This is a genomic window from Streptomyces sp. NPDC051913 (assembly GCF_044593635.1).
Lineage (GTDB): Bacteria > Actinomycetota > Actinomycetes > Streptomycetales > Streptomycetaceae > Streptomyces.
In genome coordinates this window covers 138,067-157,340 of sequence record NZ_JBIUCI010000010.1, presented here as the reverse complement: position 1 = coordinate 157,340, position 19,274 = coordinate 138,067, and the positions used below count along the sequence as shown (strand labels likewise).

Genomic DNA, 19,274 nt, shown 5'->3' with positions numbered 1-19,274 from the left:
TCTGGATCTGTCGTCCAGCCTTCCGTTCCGGGGCCACCGCCACGAGGGAGGGAACTGCCGAAGCCGTGGTGTAGCGCGCTACACCACGGCTTCGGTTCAGGACCCGTACGTCAGGCCCGTACGAGCTCCCGGTCCTCGTCCTTCTGGTCGTCGTCGGACTTGCGCAGTCCCTCGCCCTCGACGTCCACGTTCGGCAGGGCGCGGTCCAGCCACTTCGGCAGCCACCAGGCCTTCCTGCCGAGCAGCGCCAGCACCGCCGGGACGATCGCCATGCGGACGACGAACGCGTCGAAGAAGACCGCGATCGCGAGGCCGAAGCCGATCATCTTGATCATGGACTCGCTGGAGCTGATGAAGCCGCCGAAGACGGCCATCATGATCACCGCGGCGGCGACCACGACCCGGGCGCTGTGCTTGAAGCCGGTGACGACGGCCTGACTCGGGGACTCGCCGTGGACGTACGCCTCCCGCATCCGGGTCACGAGGAACACCTCGTAGTCCATCGCGAGGCCGAAGACCACGCCGACCATGAAGATCGGCATCATCGACATGATCGGGCCGGTCTCCTCGACCCCGATCAGACCGCCGAGCCAGCCCCACTGGAAGACCGCGACGACGGCGCCGAGCGCGGCGAGCACCGAGAGCAGGAAGCCGAGGGCCGCCTTCAGCGGGACCAGGATCGAGCGGAAGACCACGATCAGGAGCAGGAAGGCCAGGCCGACCACGAGCGCCAGATACGGGATCAGCGCGTCGGTGAGCTTCTGCGAGAAGTCGATGTTCATGGCCGTGGTGCCGGTGACCAGGACGTCGGTGTCCGTGGCGGCCTTGACGTCCGCCCCGCTGTCCCGGATGGCGTGCACCAGGTCCTCGGTCTGGGTCGACGAGGGCTTGGAGTCCGGGATCACGGTGATGGTGAAGGTGTCCCCGGCCTTGTTGAACGCCGCCGGCGTCACGGTCACGACGTCGTCGAGGCCCTTGATCCGGTCGGTGACCTCGGTGGCGGCGGCCTTCGGGTCGGAGCTGTCCTTGGCGTCGCCGACGACCATCAGCGGGCCGTTGAAGCCGGGTCCGAAGCCCTCCGAGAGGAGGTCGTAGGCGCGGCGCTGGGTGGTGGAGGTCGGCTGCGAGCCGTCGTCCGGCAGGCCCAGTTCGAGGGAGGTGGCGGGCAGGGCGACGGCGCCCAGGCCGACGACACCGAGCAGGAGCACGACGGCCGGGCGGCGGATGACGAAGCTGGCCCAGCGGGTGCCGAGGTTCGGCTTCTCGACTGTCTTCGCGGCGGACTTCTTGCGCTTCTCGCCTGTCGGACGGATCTTCTTGCCCGCGTAGCCGAGCAGTGCCGGGATCATGGTCAGCGCGATGAGGACGGCGATGACGACCGTGCCCGCCGCGGCGAGGCCCATCTTGCTCAGCATCGGCACACCGACCACCGACAGTCCGGCCAGCGCGATCACGACCGTGAGGCCGGCGAAGACCACCGCGGAGCCCGCGGTGCCGGTGGCCCGGCCGGCCGCCTCCTCGCGGTCGCGGCCCTCGGCCAGCTCGCCCCGGTAGCGGGAGACGATGAACAGGGCGTAGTCGATGCCGACCGCGAGGCCGATCATCAGCGCGAGCGTGGAGGTGGTGTCGCCGAGGTCGAGCGCGTTGGCGAGGGCGGTGATGGTGGAGACACCGATCCCGACGCCGATGATCGCGGTCAGCAGCGGCAGCCCGGCCGCGACCAGCGAGCCCAGGGTGATGACCAGGACGACCGCGGCGATGGCGAGGCCGATGACCTCGCCGATGGCACCCGGCTCGGCCCCGGCCTGCAGCGCGTCACCGCCGACCTCGACGGTCAGCCCGGCGTCCTTGGCCTCGTCCCCGGCCGCCTCCAGGGCGTCCCGGGTGGAGTCCTTGAGCTCCATGGAGGGGGCGTCGTAGGAGACGGAGGTGTAGGCGACCGTACCGTCCTTGCTGACGGCGTTGGTCTTGTAGGGGTCGGTGACGGAGACGACCTCGGAGCCGTCGCCGAGCGCGGCCACGGTCTTCTCGACGGTCGCCCTGTTGGCGGCGTCGGTCATCTTCTCGCCCTCGGGCGCCTTGAAGACGAGCCGTCCGGTCGCGCCGTCCGCGCTGGCCCCGGGGAAACGTTGCTCCAGCAGGTCGAAGGCCTTCTGCGCCTCCGTGCCGGGGATCGAGAAGGAGGAGGAGCCCGCGGCGGGGGCGCTGGCCGCGCCGACGCCCGCGAGCGTCAGCAGGGCGACCCAGAGCAGGGCGACGAAATGCCGTCGCCGGAAGGCGAGCCGGCCGAGTTTGTACAGGAAAGTGGCCACGTGGGCGTACTCCCGGTCAGGTCGTGGGGTGGTTCAGGGACAGGGGTGATCAGCCCGGTGGGTGGCAGGGGTGATCGTCCCGACGACATGAGCGGGTACGTCAGGTGAAGGGGTCGTGCTGGGGAAAGGCGTCAGTCGCGCGGGCTGCCGAGGGCGGGGAGGACCACGGCGTCGATGTACGACAGAAGGAAGGCCTGCGTCGGCGGCTGCTCGTCGATCATCGAACGGGCGGCGAACCCGCCGATCATCATGTGCATCACGAAGTCGATCGCGGGGTTGTCCGGCCGGACCTCACCGCGGTCGATCGCGCGTTGCAGCACGGTACGGAACTCCGCCATCTCCGGTCCGATGAGGTGTTCCTTGAACGCCTTCAGCAGATCGGGATTGCCGTGGATCGCCATGGCCAGGCCCCGCATGAGCGCGGAGTTCTGTTCCATCGTGCAGTCGTCCGAGCGCAGGGTGAGGGCGTGCAGGTCGCCGCGGAGCGACCCGGTGTCGATCTCGGAGAGACCCACCCCGCCGGGCTTGGTGTGCCGCACGGCCTTGGCGACGAGTTCGGCCTTGCCGCCCCACTGGCGGTAGAGCGTGGCCTTGCTGGACTTGGTGCGAGCGGCCACGGCGTCCATGGTGAGGGCGTCGTAGCCGACTTCGCGGAGCAGGTCGAGCACGGCCTCGTACAACTCGGCCTCACGCTCGGGCGTGATCCGACTGCGACGCGCCGTTGCGACCTCAGTCATGCCACTCACCCTTTCCCGCTCCGGGTCACCGCGCCGAACGACACGGTTTCGTACGTGACGAATGTAGCGCACCCAGCAAGCGAAACGAAACGGTTTCGTTCGTGTCATGCGTCACCCGGGGCGTTTTTTCATAAGTTGCTCCGGCCCGTCCCCCGGAAAAGCATGAGGAGGTGAGCTATCTGCGCCTTCCGCATCTGAGCGGCGACCTGCTGTGTTTCGTGGCCGAGGACGACCTGTGGCTGGCCCCCCTGGACGGAGCCGACCGCGCCTGGCGGCTCACCGTCGACCGCACCAAGGTGGGTCACCCGCGCTTCTCCCCCGACGGCCGGAGCATCGCGTACACGAGCTGGCGCAGCCTCGTGCCCGAGATCCATCTGGTGGACGTCGCGGGCGGGCCCGGCAGACAGCTGACCTACTGGGGGTCGCCGGACACCCAGGTGTGCGGCTGGACCCCGGCCGACAGCAACGGCGGGGCACAGATCCTCGCCGTCGCCTCGCACGGGGAGCCCTTCTCGTACTTCACCTGGGCCTACAAGGTGCCCACCGACGGCGACCCCGGCCGCAAGCTGCCCTGGGGCCCGGTCTCCGACCTCCAGGTCGCCGACCTCGACGGCGACCGCAGAACCCTCCTGCTCACCGGCACCCCGCCGCACGAACCGGCCGCCTGGAAGCGCTACCGGGGCGGCGCCACAGGCCGCCTCTGGCTGCACGGCCACCGGCTCCTCGAAGACCTCGACGGCCACCTCCACTCCCCCATGTTCGTCGGCGGCCGGATCGCCTTCCTCTCCGACCACGAGGGCATCGGCAACCTCTACTCCTGCGCCCACGACGGCTCCGACCTGCGCCGCCACACCGACCACGACGCCTTCTACGCCCGGCACGCGGCGAGCGACGGCCACCGGGTGGTGTACCAGTGCGCGGGCGACCTGTGGATCGTCGACGACCTGTCCCCGGCCGGAACGCCACGCAAGCTCGACGTCCGTCTCAGCGGCCCGCGCGCGGGCCGCCGCACGTACCAGGTGCCGGCCGCCCAGCACGTGGACGGCGTCTCGGTCGACGAGACGGGCCGCGCGAGCGCCGTCGTCGTCCGCGGCAGCCTGTACTGGCTCACCCACCGCGACGGCCCGGCCCGGACGATCACCGACACCCCGGGCGTACGGGTCCGGCTCCCGGAGATGCTCGGCTCGGTCGGCCAGGTCGCGTACGTCACCGACGCGGACGGCGAGGACGCGATCGAGATCGCCTCTCTGCCCCGCGCGACCGGCGACCGCGAGCCCCGCCGCCTCGCCTCCGGCGAACTGGGCCGCGTCCTGGAACTGGTGTCCGACCCCCAGGGCGAACGCCTGGCCATCGCCTCCCACGACGGCCGGCTCTCGCTCATCGACGCGACCGAGGACTCCAACGGCGAGGTCACCGAGCTGATCCGCTCGATCAACGGCCCGGTGCGCGACCTGTCCTTCTCGCCGGACGGTTCCTGGCTGACCTGGTCCCACCCGGGGATCGGCCGCTCCCTGCGCCAGATCAAGATGGCCCGGGTCTCCCCGAAGGGAGGCGGGGAGAGGTTGATCATCGACGTCACCAACGGCCGCTTCGAGGACGAGAACCCGGTGTTCACCCGGGACGGCCGCTATCTCGCCTTCCTCTCCTGGCGCGGCTTCGACCCGGTGTACGACGTCCACACCGGCGACCTCTCCTTCCCGCTGGGCTGCCGCCCGTACCTGGTACCGCTGTCCTCCGCGACCCCCTCCCCCTTCGCCCTCACCCCGGAGGGACGCCCGGCGGCCGGCGGCCTCGACCCGGCGGAGGACGAGCCGGGCGACGGCAGCACGGTCACGGTGGAGGTCGAGGGCCTGGAGAGCCGGGTCACCCCCTTCCCGGTCAGCGCCTCCAAGTACTCGGCGCTGTACCCGGTGGCGGGCGGCGGCCTGGTCTGGCTGCGCTGGCCGATCTCGGGCGCGCTCGGCGAGACCTTCGCCAACCCGGACGACACCAGCGGCCGTCCGACCCTGGAGTACTTCAACATCACCAAGGCCAAGAAGTCCGAACTCGTCGACGACCTCGACTGGTTCGCGGTCAGCGGTGACGGCTCACGGCTGGTGATCGTCGACGAGGGCGACCTGCGCGCGGTGCCCGCCACGGAGTCCGGCGACAGCGACTCCACCGTCTGGATCGACGCCCGCCGCATCCTGCACGAGGCCGACCCGGGCGCCGAGTGGCGCCAGTCGTACGAGGAGGCGGGCCGGATCATCCGCGCCTACTTCTGGGACCCCGGGATGTGCGGCATCGACTGGGACGCGGTCCTCGACCAGTACCGTCCGCTGGTGGAACGGGTGGCGACCCCCGACGAGTTCGCCGACCTGCTCCGCGAGGTCCTCGGCGAACTCGGCACCTCCCACGCCTATGTCACCGCCGCCCGCCGCAACGAGGGCCCGCCCCACTACCAGCGCCGCCAGGGCCTGCTGGGCGCCAACTTCGTCCGCCGAGAGGCCGGTTGGACCGTCCGCCGCATCCTCCCCGGCGACTCCTCCGACTCCAAGGCCCGCTCCCCGCTGGCCGGCACGGGCATCCGCGAGGGCGCCGTCCTCACCCACGTCGACGGCCGCCCGGTCGACCCGGTGACCGGTCCGTACCCGCTGCTCGCCGGGGCGGGCGGTACGACGGTGGAGCTGACGTTCACCCCGGCGGAGGGCGAGGGCCGCGCACGGCGCGTGGCGGTCGTCCCGCTCCTCGACGAGCGCCCCCTGCGGTACCAGGACTGGGTGGCCAAACGCCGGGAGGTGGTACGGGAGTTGAGCGGCGGCCGCTGCGGCTACCTGCACATCCCCGACATGGGCGGCTCGGGCTGGGCCCAGTTCAACCGGGACCTGCGCATGGAGGTGTCGAGGCCGGCCCTGATCGTCGACGTACGCGGCAACGCGGGCGGCCACATCAGCGAGTTGGTGGTGGAGAAGCTGACCCGCACGATCCTCGGCTGGGACCTCACCCGCAACGCCCAGCCGGTCTCGTACGCCTCGAACGCCCCGCGCGGCCCGGTGGTCGCGCTGGCGGACGAAGCGACCTCCTCCGACGGCGACATGATCACGGCCGCCTTCAAGCTGCTGAAACTGGGCCCGGTGGTCGGCCAGCGCACCTGGGGCGGAGTCGTCGGCATGACCGGCCGACACCAACTCGGCGACGGCACGGTCATCACCGTGCCGATGAACGCGGGTTGGTTCGACGCGTACGGCTGGAGCGTGGAGAACCGCGGCGTCACCCCGGACCTGGAGATTCTGCGCACCCCCCTGGACTGGGCGGAAGGCCGCCACGCCCAGCTGGACGACGCGGTGCAACTGGCGGTGGACCTGCTGACCACAACGCCTCCGGCGACCCCACCGGACTACAGCGACGTACCGAACCGATCAAGGCCAAAACTTCCGCCGCGGACTTGAGAAAGGGGAGGGACAACTCCCCAAGGGGCGCGGGGAACTGCGCGACAAGCCCCCACCCACCCGCACCCGAAACACAAACGTGAGGCGCCCCGAGCAAACTCAGGGCGCCTCACACAAACCGTCAGCGACTAGGCGTCGTAGTCCTGGTCGATCCGGTCCTGCTCCTCGCGCTGGAGCCGCTCCGTCTCCTCGTCACGCGGCTTGCCACGCTGCTGCTGGCCGCGCTGAGCCTGCTCCCGGCCCTGCTGGGCCTTCTGCTTGGCCTGCTCCTGCCACTGTTCCGACTTGTCCTGGAACTGGTCCTTCATACCCATGTGGGTTCACTCCCAAAGAGGGTGAGGGGAAGAGCCCCTTGCCGGGGCCTCGACCAGATTCACACGACCGGACACACTGCGCATTTCGATCAGTCACGCCGTGTAGCGCGCGCCTCCTCGTCAGCCGCCCCACCTGCGCCGACGAGTCCCGACCGCATGCCCTCCAATCGGTCCCCGAAGCGCCGCATCTCGCGCACCCCGACCGTCCCGATGAGCCCCGGCAGATACCCGCGCACCCCCTGCATCCCGCGCAGCCACCACTGCCCGTACACATGGCTCGACCGCCGCTCGATCCCGGCGACGATCCGGTCCACCGCGGGACCCAGCGGATACGTCTTGTTGGAGGGCCACGGCAGCCGCTGCCGCAGCTCCCGCATGACCTCGTCCTGGTCGGCCCCGCGCACCATGTCCGTGTCGGTCCAGGACAGATACCCGACCCCGACCCGTACGCCCTTGTAGCCGACCTCGGCCCGCAGACTGTGCGCGTACGCCTCCACACCCGACTTGGACGCGCAGTACGCGGTCATCATCGGCGCGGGCGTGATGGCGGCCAGCGAGGCGATCTGGAGCAGATACCCCCGGCTCTCCATCAGCACCGGCAGGAACGCACGGGCCGTCACCGCCGACCCGATCAGGTTCACCTCGATCACCCGCCGCCACGCCTCGGGATCGGAGTCCACGAAGGGCCCGCCGGTCGCCACACCGGCGTTGGCGACGACGATGTCGACCTTGCCGAACCGCTCCTTGACCTCCTGGGCCACCCGCGCCATCGCCTCGTGGTCGGTGACGTCGGCGTACCAGTGCTCGCTCTCGCTGTGCAGCCGCTCGGAGACCTGCTTCAACGCGTCCGGCTCCAGGCCCACCAGCGCGACCTTCACCCCCCGCGCCGACAGCTTCCGCGCGAGCAGCTCCCCGACACCGCGCGCGGCGCCCGTGACGACGGCGACCTGTCCCTCGAGACCGACCCTGCTCATGCGCCCTCCTTGAGCGTCGCGTACGTCATCACCAGGTCCCGGATCTTCCCGGTGACCAGGTCGGGAGCCTCCACGGGCGTCATGTGCCCGACTCCCGGCAGTTCGGTGAGCCCGACGCAGTGCGGCAGCGCCGCCACCAGCGCCCGCGCCTGCACCGGCGGCGTGAGCCGGTCGGCCGTGCCGACGACGACGGCCGTCGGCACGTCGAGGGAGCGTACGCCGTGGTCGAGGTCGAGCAGGTCGAGCACCTGCGACCAGGCGTACCGCACCCTGCGCGGACAGGCGTGCACGATCCGCGCGCACGCCTCCACCATGTGCGGCGCCGAACCCGGCCCCATCGTCCCGTATCTGAGGATCCGCCGGGCGAGGGGAGTGACCGGCCCGAGCGGCGCCCGCGACCCGAGGACGCGCTGGGTCAGCCAGGTCCGCAGCCGTCCGGGCCTGATCGGTACGACGGTCGACTCGGCGACCAGCCGCGAGGACCCGGTGCTGCACAGCAGGACGGCGGCGGCACGCTCCCGGAGGTTCTTCCTGGTGGCAGCCGCCATCACCGTCATCCCACCCATGGAGTGCCCGGCGATCACGGCCTTCTCCCCCGGAGCGAGGGTCGCCTCCAGTACGGCTTCCAGGTCGTCGGCGAGCGCGTCCACGCTGCACGCCGGGCTCGCCGGACTGCGTCCGTGACCGCGCTGGTCGTAGGCGACGACCCGGTGGTCGACGGCGAGATCCCGTATCTGCGCCGCCCAGAAGGCGGTCGAGCAGGTCCAGCCGTGGGCGAGGACGACGACGGGGGCGCCCTCGGGACCGTGGACCTCGACATGCAGCCGGGCTCCGTCGGCGGAGACGGCGGTCAGCTCACGGGCCGGGACGGGCGGGGCGTACGGCCCGTCCCCGACGGACATCAGCCGGCTCACGCGGACACCTCCGCCGTCTTCTCCCCGGCGGCGTTCTTCTCGGCCGCCTGCTTCTCCTCCGTCTTCCTCGCGCGGAGCACCTCGTACTCGGTGATGTCCACGCGCCGCGTCGCCCGCCGGAACTCGCCCGTCGTCCCCGGCCAGATGGTGGTGTTGCGGCCGTTCTCGTCGAGGTACCAGCTGGTGCAGCCGCCGGTGTTCCACACCGTGCGCTTCATCCGCTCCTGCACCCGCCGGTTCCACGCGCCGACGGCGCTCGGCCGGGCGTCCAGGGCGGCGCGACCGCCGAGCACGTCCAACTGCCGTACGAAGTCCGCCATGTAGTTCAGCTGGGACTCGATCATCAGGATCATCGAGGAGTTCCCGAGCCCGGTGTTGGGGCCGATGATGGTCATCCAGTTGGGGAACCCGGCGGCGGAGGCACCGCGCAGGGCCTCCATGCCGCCCTTCCACACCTCGGCGAGCGTCTTGCCCTCCGCGCCCACGACCCGTTCGGCGATGGGCATGTCGGTGACATGGAAGCCGGTGCCGAAGACGATGGCGTCCACCTCTGCCTCACTGCCGTCGGCGGCGACGAGGGTGGAGCCGCGCACGGCCCGCAGACCGCTGGCGACGACATCGACGTTGGGCCGGGCGAGCGCCGGGTAGTAGGTGCTGCTCAGCAGGATGCGCTTGCAGCCGATGCGGTAGTCGGGGGTGAGCTTGGCGCGCAGGGCCGGGTCCTTGACGGCCCGCCCCATGTTCCGCTTGGCCAACTGCTCGACGAACCCGAGCTGGTCGGGGTGCTTGGTGAACGCCGAGACCTGCAACTCCCGGATCCCCCACAGCAGTCCACGCCGGGCCTGCCCGGTGAACGGCAGCGCCCGGTGCAGCGCCCGCTCGGCGCCGGTGATGGCCCGGTCGATGCGGGGCATCACCCAGGGCGGGGTGCGCTGGAAGAGGGTGAGCCGGCCGACCTGCGGCTGGATGGCGGGCACGATCTGGATCGCGGAGGCCCCGGTGCCCACCACGGCGACCCGCTTGCCGCGCAGGTCGTAGTCGTGGTCCCAGCGCGCGGAGTGGAAGACCTTGCCGGGGAAGGAGTCGAGGCCGGGGATCTCGGGCATCTTGGGGTCGGACAGCGGCCCGGTGGCGGAGACGACGAAGTCGGCGGAGAGCCGCCTGCCCCCCTTGACCTCGATGTCCCAGCAGAGCTTGCCGGCATCCCAGGTCATCTTCATCACTTCGGAGTCGAAGCGGATGTGCGGCCGGAGGTGGAAGACGTCGGCCACATGCTCCAGATAGGCCCGGATGTGCTCCTGCCCGGAGAAGGTGCGGGGCCAGTCGGGATGGGGGGCGAAGGAGAAGGAGTACAGGTGGGAGGGCACGTCACAGGCGCACCCGGGATAACTGTTGTCCCGCCAGGTGCCGCCCACACTGTCCGCGCGCTCCAGCACGACGAAGTCGGTGACCCCCTCCCGCCGCAGCCGCACGGCGGCCCCGAGCCCACCGAACCCGGACCCGATCACCGCCACCCGCACATGCTCGTGCTCGGTCATCCCGAACCCTCCACGCTTTCGGACTCCGCCAGTGAACACTGGCGCAATGGGAGGGTAGAGCAGCTCCGTACCGATGGGTAGGGGGCGAGGAAAGGAAAGTTACCGGCGGTACAACATAGGCTGCGGCCGTGACGGAGAAGCAGGAGCACCGCGAGTACCGCATGGAGGAGCTGGCGAGGCAGGCCGGCATCACGGTGCGCACCCTGCGCTTCTACCGCGAACGCAAACTGATCCCGCCGCCCCGCCGCGAGGGCCGTATCGCCTGGTACGACGACCATCACCTGGCCCGGCTGCGCACGATCGCGGCGCTGCTGGAACGCGGCCACACCCTGACGGGCATCGCGGAACTGGCCGAAGCCCTGGACAACGGCCGCGACGTGGCGGACCTCCTGGGGGTCGAGCCCCCCTCGGAGGAGGAACCGGTCCACCTCACCCCGGAGGAACTCGCCGCCCGCTTCGAGGGCCAGGTCACCCCGGAGAACCTCGCCGCCGCCCTCGACCTCGGCTACCTCGGCACCGACGGCGACGAGATCGTCCACATCAGCCGCCGCCTCCTCGACGTCTCCTCCGCCCTGGTCGCCGAGGGCATCCCCCTCGCGGAGGTCCTCGCCGCCGGCAAACGCGTCCGCGACCACGTGGACGAACTCGCGGAAATGTTCACCGACCTGGTCCTCCACTACGCCACGGAGAACGACCTCGAACGCCTACGCCCGCTCGCCCGCAGCGTGGTGGAGGCGGAACTGTCCCTGGCGTTGGACCGACGGCTGCGCAAGCAGGGCGGAGCGGGCCCGGAGTCCCGAGGCGGGCAGCCCTAGAGGTCGTAGACCACGGTCACCGGCGCGTGGTCCGACCAGCGCTCGGCGTGCGTGGCCGCCCGCTCCACGAACCCCTTGACCGCCCTGGCCGCCAGACCGGGGGTCGAGACGTGGTAGTCGATGCGCCATCCCGAATCGTTGTCGAAGGCCCGCCCCCGGTACGACCACCACGAGTACGGCCCCTCGACCTCCGGATGCAGCGCCCGCACCACGTCGACGTACCCCCCGTCGCCCGCGTCGAGGACCTGCGTCAGCCATGCCCGTTCCTCCGGCAGGAAGCCGGAGTTCTTCTGGTTGGCTCGCCAGTTCTTCAGGTCGGCCGGCTGGTGGGCGATGTTCCAGTCGCCGCAGACGACGACCTCGCGGCCGTCGGCGGCGGCCCGCTCGCGCAGTTCCTTGAGGTAGGCGAGGAACTCGCCCATGAAGCGGACCTTCTCGTCCTGGCGCTCGGTGCCGACCTCGCCGGAGGGGAGGTAGAGGGAGGCGACGGTCACACCCGGGAGGTCGACCTCCACGTACCGGCCGCTGGTGTCGAACTCGCTCGACCCGAAGCCGATCCGCACCCGGTCGGGCTCGCGGCGGGTGTAGAGGGAAACACCGGCGCGGCCCTTGGCGGCGGCGGGGGCGTGCACGACATGCCAGCCGTCGGGCGTGCGGACCTCTTCGGGCAGCTGCCCCGGCTCGGCACGCACCTCCTGGAGGCAGAGCACGTCGGCGGAGGTGTCGGCGAGCCACTCCACGAAGCCCTTCTTCGCGGCGGCGCGGAGTCCGTTTACATTCGCAGAGGTCACAGTGAGCACCAGGGCACCTTACCCGCACACTGGACTGAGTCCTGTTCTGGATTGTATCAATATACGTTCCTACACATTGGTATACGGTTTGCCCATGGACATCCGCCCCGTCACCTTCGACCACCCCGACGCCGTCAAGCTCAACGACCAGGTGCAGGCCGAGTACGCCGCCCGGTACGGCGACGGCGGCGACGCCACGTTCCTGAGCCCGTCGGACTTCGCGCCGCCGCACGGCGTCTACCTCATCGCCTACGACGAGTTCGACAGCCCGGTCGCCACGGGCGGCTGGCGCACCCAGGACGCCAATGACGAGGGGTACGGCGACGGGGACGCCGAGCTGAAGCGGATGTACGTCGTCGAGCAGGCACGCGGTCGCGGCATCGCCCGGCGCATCCTGGCCGCGCTGGAGGAGGACGCGCGGGCGGCGGGCCGGGTCCGCATGGTCCTGGAGACCGGCGACAAGCAGCCGGAGGCCATAGCGCTGTACCTCTCCAGTGGCTACGAGCCCTGCGCGAAGTTCGGCTACTACCGGCACTACGAGTCGAGCCGCTGCTACGCGAAGGCCCTCTGAGGAGCGCGTCCGGAGTCAGCTTCTGAGGTACGCGAGCACCGCCAGCACCCTGCGGTGGGTGTCGTCCGCCGGTGGCAGGTCCAGCTTGGTGAGGATCGAGCCGATGTGCTTGCCGACGGCCGCCTCGGACACCACCAGCGCCTTGGCTATCGCGCCGTTGGACCTGCCCTCCGCTATCAGTGCCAGCACCTCCCGCTCGCGCGGACTGAGCCGGGCGAGCGGATCCCGTCGGCGGCGCAGCAGTTGCCGTACGACCTCGGGGTCCACGACCGTGCCCCCGGCCGCGACCTTGTGGAGCGCGTCCACGAACTCCTCGACCTGGCCCACCCGGTCCTTGAGCAGGTATCCGACTCCGGTGCCGTCCCCGGAGTCGAGGAGTTCGGCGGCGTAGGCCCGCTGCACGTACTGGCTGAGGACCAGCACCGGCAGCCCGGGCCGCTCCTCGCGCAGCTTCACCGCCGCGTGCAGCCCCTCGTCCTGGAAGCCGGGCGGCATGCGGACGTCCGTGACCACCACGTCCGGCGCGTGCTCGGCGGCGGCGGTGAGGAGCGCGTCCGCGTCGCCGACGGCCGCCACCACCTCGTTTCCGAACCGGGTGAGCAGGCCGACGAGGCCGTCGCGCAGCAGGACGCTGTCCTCGGCGAGGACTATGCGCAGGGCTCGGTCGGCCGGCAAGGGATCTCCACTCGCAGCAGGGTCGGTCCACCCGGCGGGCTGGACAGGAAAAGTCTGCCATCGAGCACTGACACCCGGTCGGCGAGACCGGTGAGCCCGGTGCCGCCGCCGAGGTCCGCGCCGCCCCGTCCGTCGTCCCGGATCTCGAGCGTCAGCCGCTCCCTCTCCTGTCCGCCTCCGGTCACTCCCCCGCTCACCACCGCGCGACTCGCCCCGCTGTGCCTGGCGACGTTGGCGAGGGCTTCGCAGACGACGAAGTACGCGGCGGCCTCGACGGGTTGGGGCAGGCGCCGGGGAAGGTCGAGGCCCACGTCGACCGGGATCACGCTGCGGTCGGCCGCGTCGGCGACGGCGGCTTCGAGGCCGTAGTCCGCGAGGACCTTGGGGTGGATTCCGTGGATGAGTTCGCGGAGTTCGGCGAGGGCTCTCTCGGCCTCGCCGTGCGCCCGGGCGAGTTGGTCGGCGAGCGGGCCGGGCGGGGCGTCCAGACGGGCGAGGCCGAGGCCCATCGTGAGGGCGACGAGCCGTTGCTGTGCGCCGTCGTGCAGATCGCGCTCGATACGGCGCCTCTCCGCCTCGAAGGCGTCCACCAACCGCACGCGCGAGCGCACGAGTTCGGTCACCCGCGCGCTGTTCTGCGCATCCGCCCCCAGCAGCGCCTTGGCCGCCTCGGCGCGCGCCCCGGCGGCCACCCCCAGCACATACGCCCCGACCAGGAGCAACACGCCTCCGGCCGCCATGGCCCCGAACGCGGTCGGCCAGGTGTCGACCGTCCAGAGCTTCACCACCTTCGCCTCCCCGTCGACGGCGACAAGGAGCGGCGTCGCGAGCAGGAACAGCGGCACTCCGGCCGCGAAGGTGACGACGAGCGCGTCCAGCGGCCACAGCACGAGCGCGAGGAACACGGCGTACGCCAACTCCCGCCAGGTCTCCGGTTCCTTGAGCCGCACGGAGAGCCAGCGCGCGAGCCCTGGCGCGTCAGGCGTCCTATGCGCCCCTGCGGGCACCTGCCCCACCCCGGCAGCCCCGACCCGCCACCGCTCCACGGCGGCCACCGGAATCCCGGACAGCGCGGTGAGCACGAGCAGCGGCAGCCCGACGAGCACGACGGCCGTCGCCGCGCCCACCACGACCCCGGCGACGATCCCGACCAGCACGACCGCCCCGAACAGTGCCCCGCCCGCCAGGAACGCGACCGACCGCCACGGCCACGCCGACCTCAGATATCCGCGCCCGCCGAGCGCCTGCCACACCGTCATGGAGATCACGGTAGGAGGCGGTCGGCGGCGGGCGGAATCCAGCGGGGGCGAGACCTGGGGTATGCCTGGCCCTACCCCAGGTCTCGCCCCTGCCGCACTGCTTCGAGGGCCCGTCGGACGGTTGGCTGAAGCCCACTTGCTTCGACCTGCCGAGGGCTTCGCAGCCCTCCCCGACGCGATGAGGGCAGATGACGACCGACCCCGCGATCCGACTGACCACCGTCCACAGGCGGTACGGCACCGGCGACGGCGGTGTGACCGCGCTCGACGGCGTCTCGCTCGCTTTTCCCCAGGGCACGTTCACGGCCGTCATGGGCCCCTCCGGCTCGGGCAAGTCCACGCTGTTGCAGTGCGCGGCGGGCCTCGACCGGCCGACATCGGGCTCGGTGCGCCTCGGTGACACGGAGCTGACCGGGCTGAGCGAACGGCGCCTGACCCTGCTGCGCCGCGAACGCGTCGGCTTCGTGTTCCAGGCGTACAACCTCCTGCCCGCCCTGACCGCCGAGCAGAACGTCGCCCTGCCACTGCGCCTGGCCGGCCGGCGGGTGTCGAGAGCACGCGCGCGTGAGGCGCTGCGACGCGTCGGCCTCGGCGACCGTGCCCGGCACCGCCCGGACCGGATGTCCGGCGGACAGCAGCAACGCGTCGCCCTGGCCCGCGCTCTGATCACCCGTCCCGAGGTGCTCTTCGCCGACGAACCGACCGGCGCCCTGGACTCGCGCACGGGCCGCGAGGTGCTGTCCCTGCTCCGCGAACTCGTCGACACCGAGGACCGCACGATCGTCATGGTCACCCACGACCCGGTCGCCGCCTCGTACGCCGACCGCGTCGTCTTCCTGGTCGACGGCCGCGTGCACGGTGAGCTGACGGACCCGTCGGCGGCCGACGTGGCGGCTCGCATGACGTGCCTGGAGGCGGTTCCGTGCTGACTCTCGCCCTGCCCGGCCTCCGCTCCCGCTGGACCAGCTTCACCGGCAGTTTCGTCGCCCTGTCCCTCGGCGTCGCCCTCCTCACGGTCATGGGCCTGGCCCTCGCCTCTTCCGTCGACGCCCCCGAACGCGGGCCGGAACGTTTCGCCGCGGCTCCGGTCGTGGTGAAGGCCCAGGACACCCTGCACGTGCCGACCCGGATCGGCGACCGCACCCAGCCCCTCGCCCATCCAGGCCCGATACCGGCACGGACGGTGGCCGCGCTCCGCACGCTCGGCAAGGTCACCCAGGACCGCGCCTTCGCCGTGGGCGACGACCTGATCGGCCACCCCTGGTCGACCGCGGCCTTCGCCCCGTACCACCTGACAGCAGGCCGCCCGCCCCACGCGCCGGACGAAGTGGTCTCCACGGACACCCGGACGACCGTGGGAGAGCGCCTACGGACGGCACACGGGACGGTCCGCGTGGTCGGCACGGTGCGCGCGGCGGGCGCGGCGGGCGCTCAAGGCGCTGGGAGCACCCGCGTCTTCGAGCGCGCGCTGTTCTACCCGGACGCGCGCGCGGCCGAGTTGGCGCCGGTGAGCACGCAACTCGTGGTGGAGGCCGCGCCGGAGGCGGTACGACGGGTGGTGGCGGCCTCGGGATCGGGCGCCCGGGTCCTGGTGGGCGCCGAGCGACGGCTCGCGGACGCGGACCCGCACCGCGACGCCGAGGCCCTGACGACCCTGAACGCCCTGTTCGGCACCGCCGGCGGGGTGACGGGCTTCGTGTCGGTGTTCGTCGTGGCGTCCACCTTCGCCTTCTCGGTGACCCAACGCCGCCGGGAGTTCGGCCTGCTGCGGACCGTGGGCGCGACGCCGGGCCAGATCCGCCGCACGGTGCTGACGGAGGCGCTGCTCGTCGGCGTCCTCGCGTCGGCGGCGGGGTGCGCCATGGGGTCGTACGGCGCCCCGTGGCTGGCGGATCGAGTGGTCGAGAGTGGCATCGCCCCGGCCTGGTTCACGATCGGCGACCATGCCTGGCCGTACCAGGTCGCGTTCTGGACGGGCCTGCTGGTGGCGCTGTGCGGGGCGACGGCGGCCTCCTGGCGGGCCGGCCGCACCGCCCCGACCCAGGCCCTGCGTGAGGCCACGGCCGACGAACACCCGCTGACAATGCCCCGGTTCCTGTGCGGGATCGCCCTGCTGCTGACGGCGGCGGTCACACTCGCCCTGGCGCTGCTGACGGACCCGGGCGATCTGCTGCACCGCAAGACGTACACGAGTCGCCCGCTGCTCCTGATCACAGCCACGGCCCTCCTGTCGCCCCTCCTGGCCCGTCCTCTGATCAGGCTCCTCACTCCTCGCGGGACGCTGGTCCGCGCCAACACCACGACCGCTCTGCGCCGCACGGCCGCCCTCGCCGCTCCCGTCCTGGTCACGGTGGCGCTGACGGGCTCACTGCTGGGCGCGACGGCGACCCTGGACGACGCGCGGGCGACGGAGGCGAGCGAGCGCACGCGGGCGGACTTCGTGATGACGTCCGCGACGGGTCTGGACGCGCGCACGCTGGAGCGTCTGCGCGCGGTCCGGGGCGCCGTGGTCTCGCCGACCGCGTCGAGCGCGGTGTACGTGCTGGAGGAGGGCGTGGCTCTCGTCAAGTCCGAGGCCAGGGCGGTCGATCCGGAGCGGCTGGCCGCGACGACCGCCGTACCGCTCGCGGCGGGGCGGATCGCCGACCTCTCCGACGGCTCGATCGTCGTCAACGAGGAGTGGGCGCGGCACCGGGTCGGCGAACACGTCACCGTCCGGCTGGGCGACGGCACTCGCAGATCCCTTCGCATCGCCGCGGTGATGCCGGTCGGGACGGGCGACAACGGGGTGTACATCACGCCGGTCAACGCGCGCGGGGCGGTGGTCGACCGGGTGGAGGTGAAGGTGAGGGAGGGCGCCGAGGCGTCGGTGGTGCGGACGGCGCTGCGCTCGGCGGCCCCGGAGGCGACGCTGCTCACGCGCGACGCGTGGCTGGCCGTCGCCTACCCCGCGGCCGGCTTCGCGTCCGCCGACTCGACCACGCGCCTCGGCTACTTCCTGGTCCTCGGCATCGCTCTCCTGTACACGGCCCTCTCCGTGGCCAACACGCTCCTGATGGCGACGTCCGACCGCTCCCGTGAGCTGGCGTCCCTGCGGCTGGCCGGGGCCACGAACGCCCAGGTGCTCCGTCTCGTGGCCCTGGAGTCCCTGACGGTGGTCGCCGTGGGCGCGCTCCTGGGCCTGCTGGTGACCGCCCTCAACCTCACCGGCATGTGGGCCGCCCTGGGTCTTCAGTCGGTCCGGTCCCCGATCCACGTCCCCTGGCCCGAACTCGGCGCGACGACCATGGCCTGCGCGCTCCTGGCCGTCACCGCGGCGGTGGTGCCGGCGGGTCTGGCGCTACGGGGTCCCGTGGGCAGCCGCCGCTGAGGGAGACGGTCATCACCCAGGCATGGCAAGAGCCCCTGTCGGTGATTCCCGACAGGGGCTCTATGCTGCGTGGACCTGTGGGGATTTGAACCCCAGACCCCCTCGATGCGAACGAGGTGCGCTACCAGACTGCGCCACAGGCCCTTGCAACGAGTGAAACCTTAGCACCCCTCACGGGGTGCTTGGAAATCCGTTCCCTGCCCCGCCGAAGCGGCAACCCACAGGTGGGGGCGTCCTCGTCTACTCGTTGGCCGCGCGCGGCCGCTCGCCGTCCTCGTACTGGTCGAACAGCGGCGTGCGCCCCCGCTCCCGGGCCCGCCGCGCGGACGCGGCCCGACGGGCGTCACTGCGCCCGTCCCCGTCCGTCCTGTCCTCCGCGCGGGACGACTCCCCCGGCTCGGTGTCCGACGCCGCACCGTCCTGCCCGTCACCGGCCTCGGCGGCGCCCGCGTGAGCGTCCCGGTCCCCGGCGACGGAGCTCGACCGCGCCGAGCTCCACGCGTCCGGCGCTCCCAGGTCCACGTCGCTCGTGGCCCGCGGGGCGACCGGCGCCGTCACATACGTCGGCAACGGCACCGGCACCGGCTCCCAGCTGTCCCCGTGCCCGGGCCGCCGCTGCCGCTCGCGCTGCTGGTCGACCCACTCGGCGTGATCGGTCTGCTCGACCAGCGCACGCCGGTCGGCGGCGAGCGCCGAGAGTCCGGGGTCCTGCTGCTCGGGCTCTGGTCCTTCGTCCGGCTCGTCCGCGTCGGCGGCGTCCGCGGACGGCCGCCGGCGCGGTTGCCGCGCACGCTCCTTCAGACGCTGTGCCGCCGCCTCCGCGCGGCGACGGTCCATCTGGTAGGCGAAGCGACGGCGTTCCTGGGAGCGCAGGTAGGCGATGTACGCGCTGAGCAGCACAGCGGGGACACCGGGCGCCCAGAGGAACGTGAGCCCTCCGACAGCGGCGACGATCGCGCCGAGCGTGAAGGCGAGGAAGAGCGCCACGGTGGTGCGCCGTCGGCGCGCGAGCGCCTTCGTGCGCCGGGCGCGCGCCGCGGCGGCCTCCGCCGCGGGCGAGCGCCGAGGGGTGGGTACGGGTCTGCGCGCGGGCGCGGATCCGGATGCGGGCGCCGGTACGGCTGCGGAAGCGGGCGCCGACTCGGCTGTCCGTTCACGCCCCGGTTCACGCACTGGTTCCCTGCGTCCCGGCGCCGGTGCTTCCGTGCGCGCCGGGACGTCCGCGCGCGCCTGTGGACGCGTCGGAGGCATGGCGAAGGCCCGGACGTCCACCGAGTCGGTGACGGCGTCCGGGTCGACGGCGCTGGGCTCCTCCTCCTCGGTGGAGCGCGCCCGCAGGTCCTTGGCGTACCGGCGCTCCATCCCCGCCCGTCCGGACAGCAACCGGATGGCGGTGCTGAAGCGTTCCGTCGGACGGGCCTCGTTCAGCTCGTCCTGCCTACGGAGCCACATCGGCACCAAGTAGGCGGCCCAGGCCCCGACAATGACTGCGTAGATGAGGCCGCTGCTGCTCACGCCTCACACGGTAGAGGGGTTTGCGTGAGGCCATCCGCCAATTGGGCCGGTGTGTCGCACG

Annotated in this window: 15 protein-coding genes and 1 tRNA gene; 5 read left to right on the top strand and 11 right to left on the bottom strand. The window is 71.9% G+C overall.

Annotated features, from left to right (window positions below; all coding sequences use genetic code 11):
• Positions 1-110: 110 nt before the first annotated feature.
• Both ACIHIX_RS28855 and ACIHIX_RS28850 read right to left on the bottom strand, forming a co-directional pair.
• Positions 111-2,312: an MMPL family transporter gene (locus ACIHIX_RS28855; protein ID WP_399961110.1), complete on the bottom strand. Its 2,202-nt coding sequence runs from the start codon at positions 2,310-2,312 to the stop codon at positions 111-113.
• A gap of 131 nt (positions 2,313-2,443) precedes the next feature.
• Complete coding sequence (locus tag ACIHIX_RS28850) at positions 2,444-3,049, bottom strand: TetR/AcrR family transcriptional regulator (RefSeq protein ID WP_399961108.1); 606 nt, start codon at positions 3,047-3,049, stop codon at positions 2,444-2,446.
• Positions 3,050-3,219: 170 nt separating this feature from the next.
• On the opposite strand from ACIHIX_RS28850, the gene ACIHIX_RS28845 reads away from it, so the two are divergent.
• Positions 3,220-6,477 (top strand): S41 family peptidase, encoded by a 3,258-nt coding sequence (locus ACIHIX_RS28845; RefSeq protein ID WP_399961106.1) that lies wholly within the window; start codon positions 3,220-3,222, stop codon positions 6,475-6,477.
• A 128-nt stretch (positions 6,478-6,605) separates the two neighbouring features.
• On the opposite strand, the gene ACIHIX_RS28840 is transcribed toward ACIHIX_RS28845, so the two are convergent.
• The 4 genes from ACIHIX_RS28840 to ACIHIX_RS28825 all read right to left on the bottom strand — a co-directional run bounded on the left by ACIHIX_RS28840 (position 6,606) and on the right by ACIHIX_RS28825 (position 10,217).
• A complete protein-coding gene (locus ACIHIX_RS28840; protein ID WP_399961104.1) occupies positions 6,606-6,791 on the bottom strand; it encodes a hypothetical protein in 186 nt (61 codons plus the stop codon).
• Positions 6,792-6,880: 89 nt separating this feature from the next.
• Positions 6,881-7,765 carry an SDR family oxidoreductase gene (locus tag ACIHIX_RS28835; RefSeq protein WP_399961102.1) on the bottom strand — a complete coding sequence of 295 codons (885 nt, stop codon included), beginning with the start codon at positions 7,763-7,765 and terminating at the stop codon, positions 6,881-6,883.
• A complete protein-coding gene (locus ACIHIX_RS28830) occupies positions 7,762-8,679 on the bottom strand; it encodes an alpha/beta fold hydrolase (RefSeq protein ID WP_399961100.1) in 918 nt (305 codons plus the stop codon). Before ACIHIX_RS28830 ends, ACIHIX_RS28835 begins: the two co-directional genes overlap by 4 nt.
• On the bottom strand, positions 8,676-10,217 hold the full coding sequence (locus tag ACIHIX_RS28825) for a flavin-containing monooxygenase (RefSeq protein WP_399961098.1): 1,542 nt from the start codon (positions 10,215-10,217) through the stop codon (positions 8,676-8,678). Before ACIHIX_RS28825 ends, ACIHIX_RS28830 begins: the two co-directional genes overlap by 4 nt.
• Before the next feature lie 161 nt (positions 10,218-10,378).
• Here ACIHIX_RS28825 and ACIHIX_RS28820 point away from each other — a divergent pair, with 161 nt between their 5' ends.
• Positions 10,379-11,032: a MerR family transcriptional regulator gene (locus ACIHIX_RS28820; RefSeq protein ID WP_399961456.1), complete on the top strand. Its 654-nt coding sequence runs from the start codon at positions 10,379-10,381 to the stop codon at positions 11,030-11,032.
• On the opposite strand, the gene ACIHIX_RS28815 is transcribed toward ACIHIX_RS28820, so the two are convergent.
• A complete protein-coding gene (locus tag ACIHIX_RS28815; RefSeq protein WP_399961096.1) occupies positions 11,029-11,832 on the bottom strand; it encodes an exodeoxyribonuclease III in 804 nt (267 codons plus the stop codon). The genes ACIHIX_RS28820 and ACIHIX_RS28815 overlap by 4 nt on opposite strands.
• A gap of 85 nt (positions 11,833-11,917) precedes the next feature.
• Here ACIHIX_RS28815 and ACIHIX_RS28810 point away from each other — a divergent pair, with 85 nt between their 5' ends.
• A complete protein-coding gene (locus ACIHIX_RS28810; protein ID WP_399961094.1) occupies positions 11,918-12,394 on the top strand; it encodes a GNAT family N-acetyltransferase in 477 nt (158 codons plus the stop codon).
• A gap of 15 nt (positions 12,395-12,409) precedes the next feature.
• On the opposite strand, the gene ACIHIX_RS28805 is transcribed toward ACIHIX_RS28810, so the two are convergent.
• Both ACIHIX_RS28805 and ACIHIX_RS28800 read right to left on the bottom strand, forming a co-directional pair.
• On the bottom strand, positions 12,410-13,069 hold the full coding sequence (locus ACIHIX_RS28805) for a response regulator (RefSeq protein ID WP_399961092.1): 660 nt from the start codon (positions 13,067-13,069) through the stop codon (positions 12,410-12,412).
• A complete protein-coding gene (locus ACIHIX_RS28800) occupies positions 13,042-14,328 on the bottom strand; it encodes a sensor histidine kinase (RefSeq protein ID WP_399961090.1) in 1,287 nt (428 codons plus the stop codon). Before ACIHIX_RS28800 ends, ACIHIX_RS28805 begins: the two co-directional genes overlap by 28 nt.
• 188 nt (positions 14,329-14,516) lie before the next feature.
• Between ACIHIX_RS28800 and ACIHIX_RS28795 the strand changes: the two genes are divergently transcribed.
• On the top strand, positions 14,517-15,257 hold the full coding sequence (locus ACIHIX_RS28795; RefSeq protein ID WP_399961088.1) for an ABC transporter ATP-binding protein: 741 nt from the start codon (positions 14,517-14,519) through the stop codon (positions 15,255-15,257).
• Positions 15,251-17,698 (top strand): ABC transporter permease, encoded by a 2,448-nt coding sequence (locus ACIHIX_RS28790; protein ID WP_399961086.1) that lies wholly within the window; start codon positions 15,251-15,253, stop codon positions 17,696-17,698. The genes ACIHIX_RS28795 and ACIHIX_RS28790 overlap by 7 nt, the downstream gene beginning before the upstream one ends.
• Positions 17,699-17,768: 70 nt before the next feature.
• On the opposite strand, the gene ACIHIX_RS28785 is transcribed toward ACIHIX_RS28790, so the two are convergent.
• Both ACIHIX_RS28785 and glpR read right to left on the bottom strand, forming a co-directional pair.
• A tRNA-Ala gene (locus ACIHIX_RS28785) sits at positions 17,769-17,842 on the bottom strand.
• Positions 17,843-17,938: 96 nt separating this feature from the next.
• Positions 17,939-19,213, bottom strand: a complete 1,275-nt coding sequence (gene glpR / locus ACIHIX_RS28780; protein ID WP_399961084.1) for a gephyrin-like molybdotransferase receptor GlpR — start codon at positions 19,211-19,213, stop codon at positions 17,939-17,941.
• Positions 19,214-19,274 lie beyond the last annotated feature (61 nt).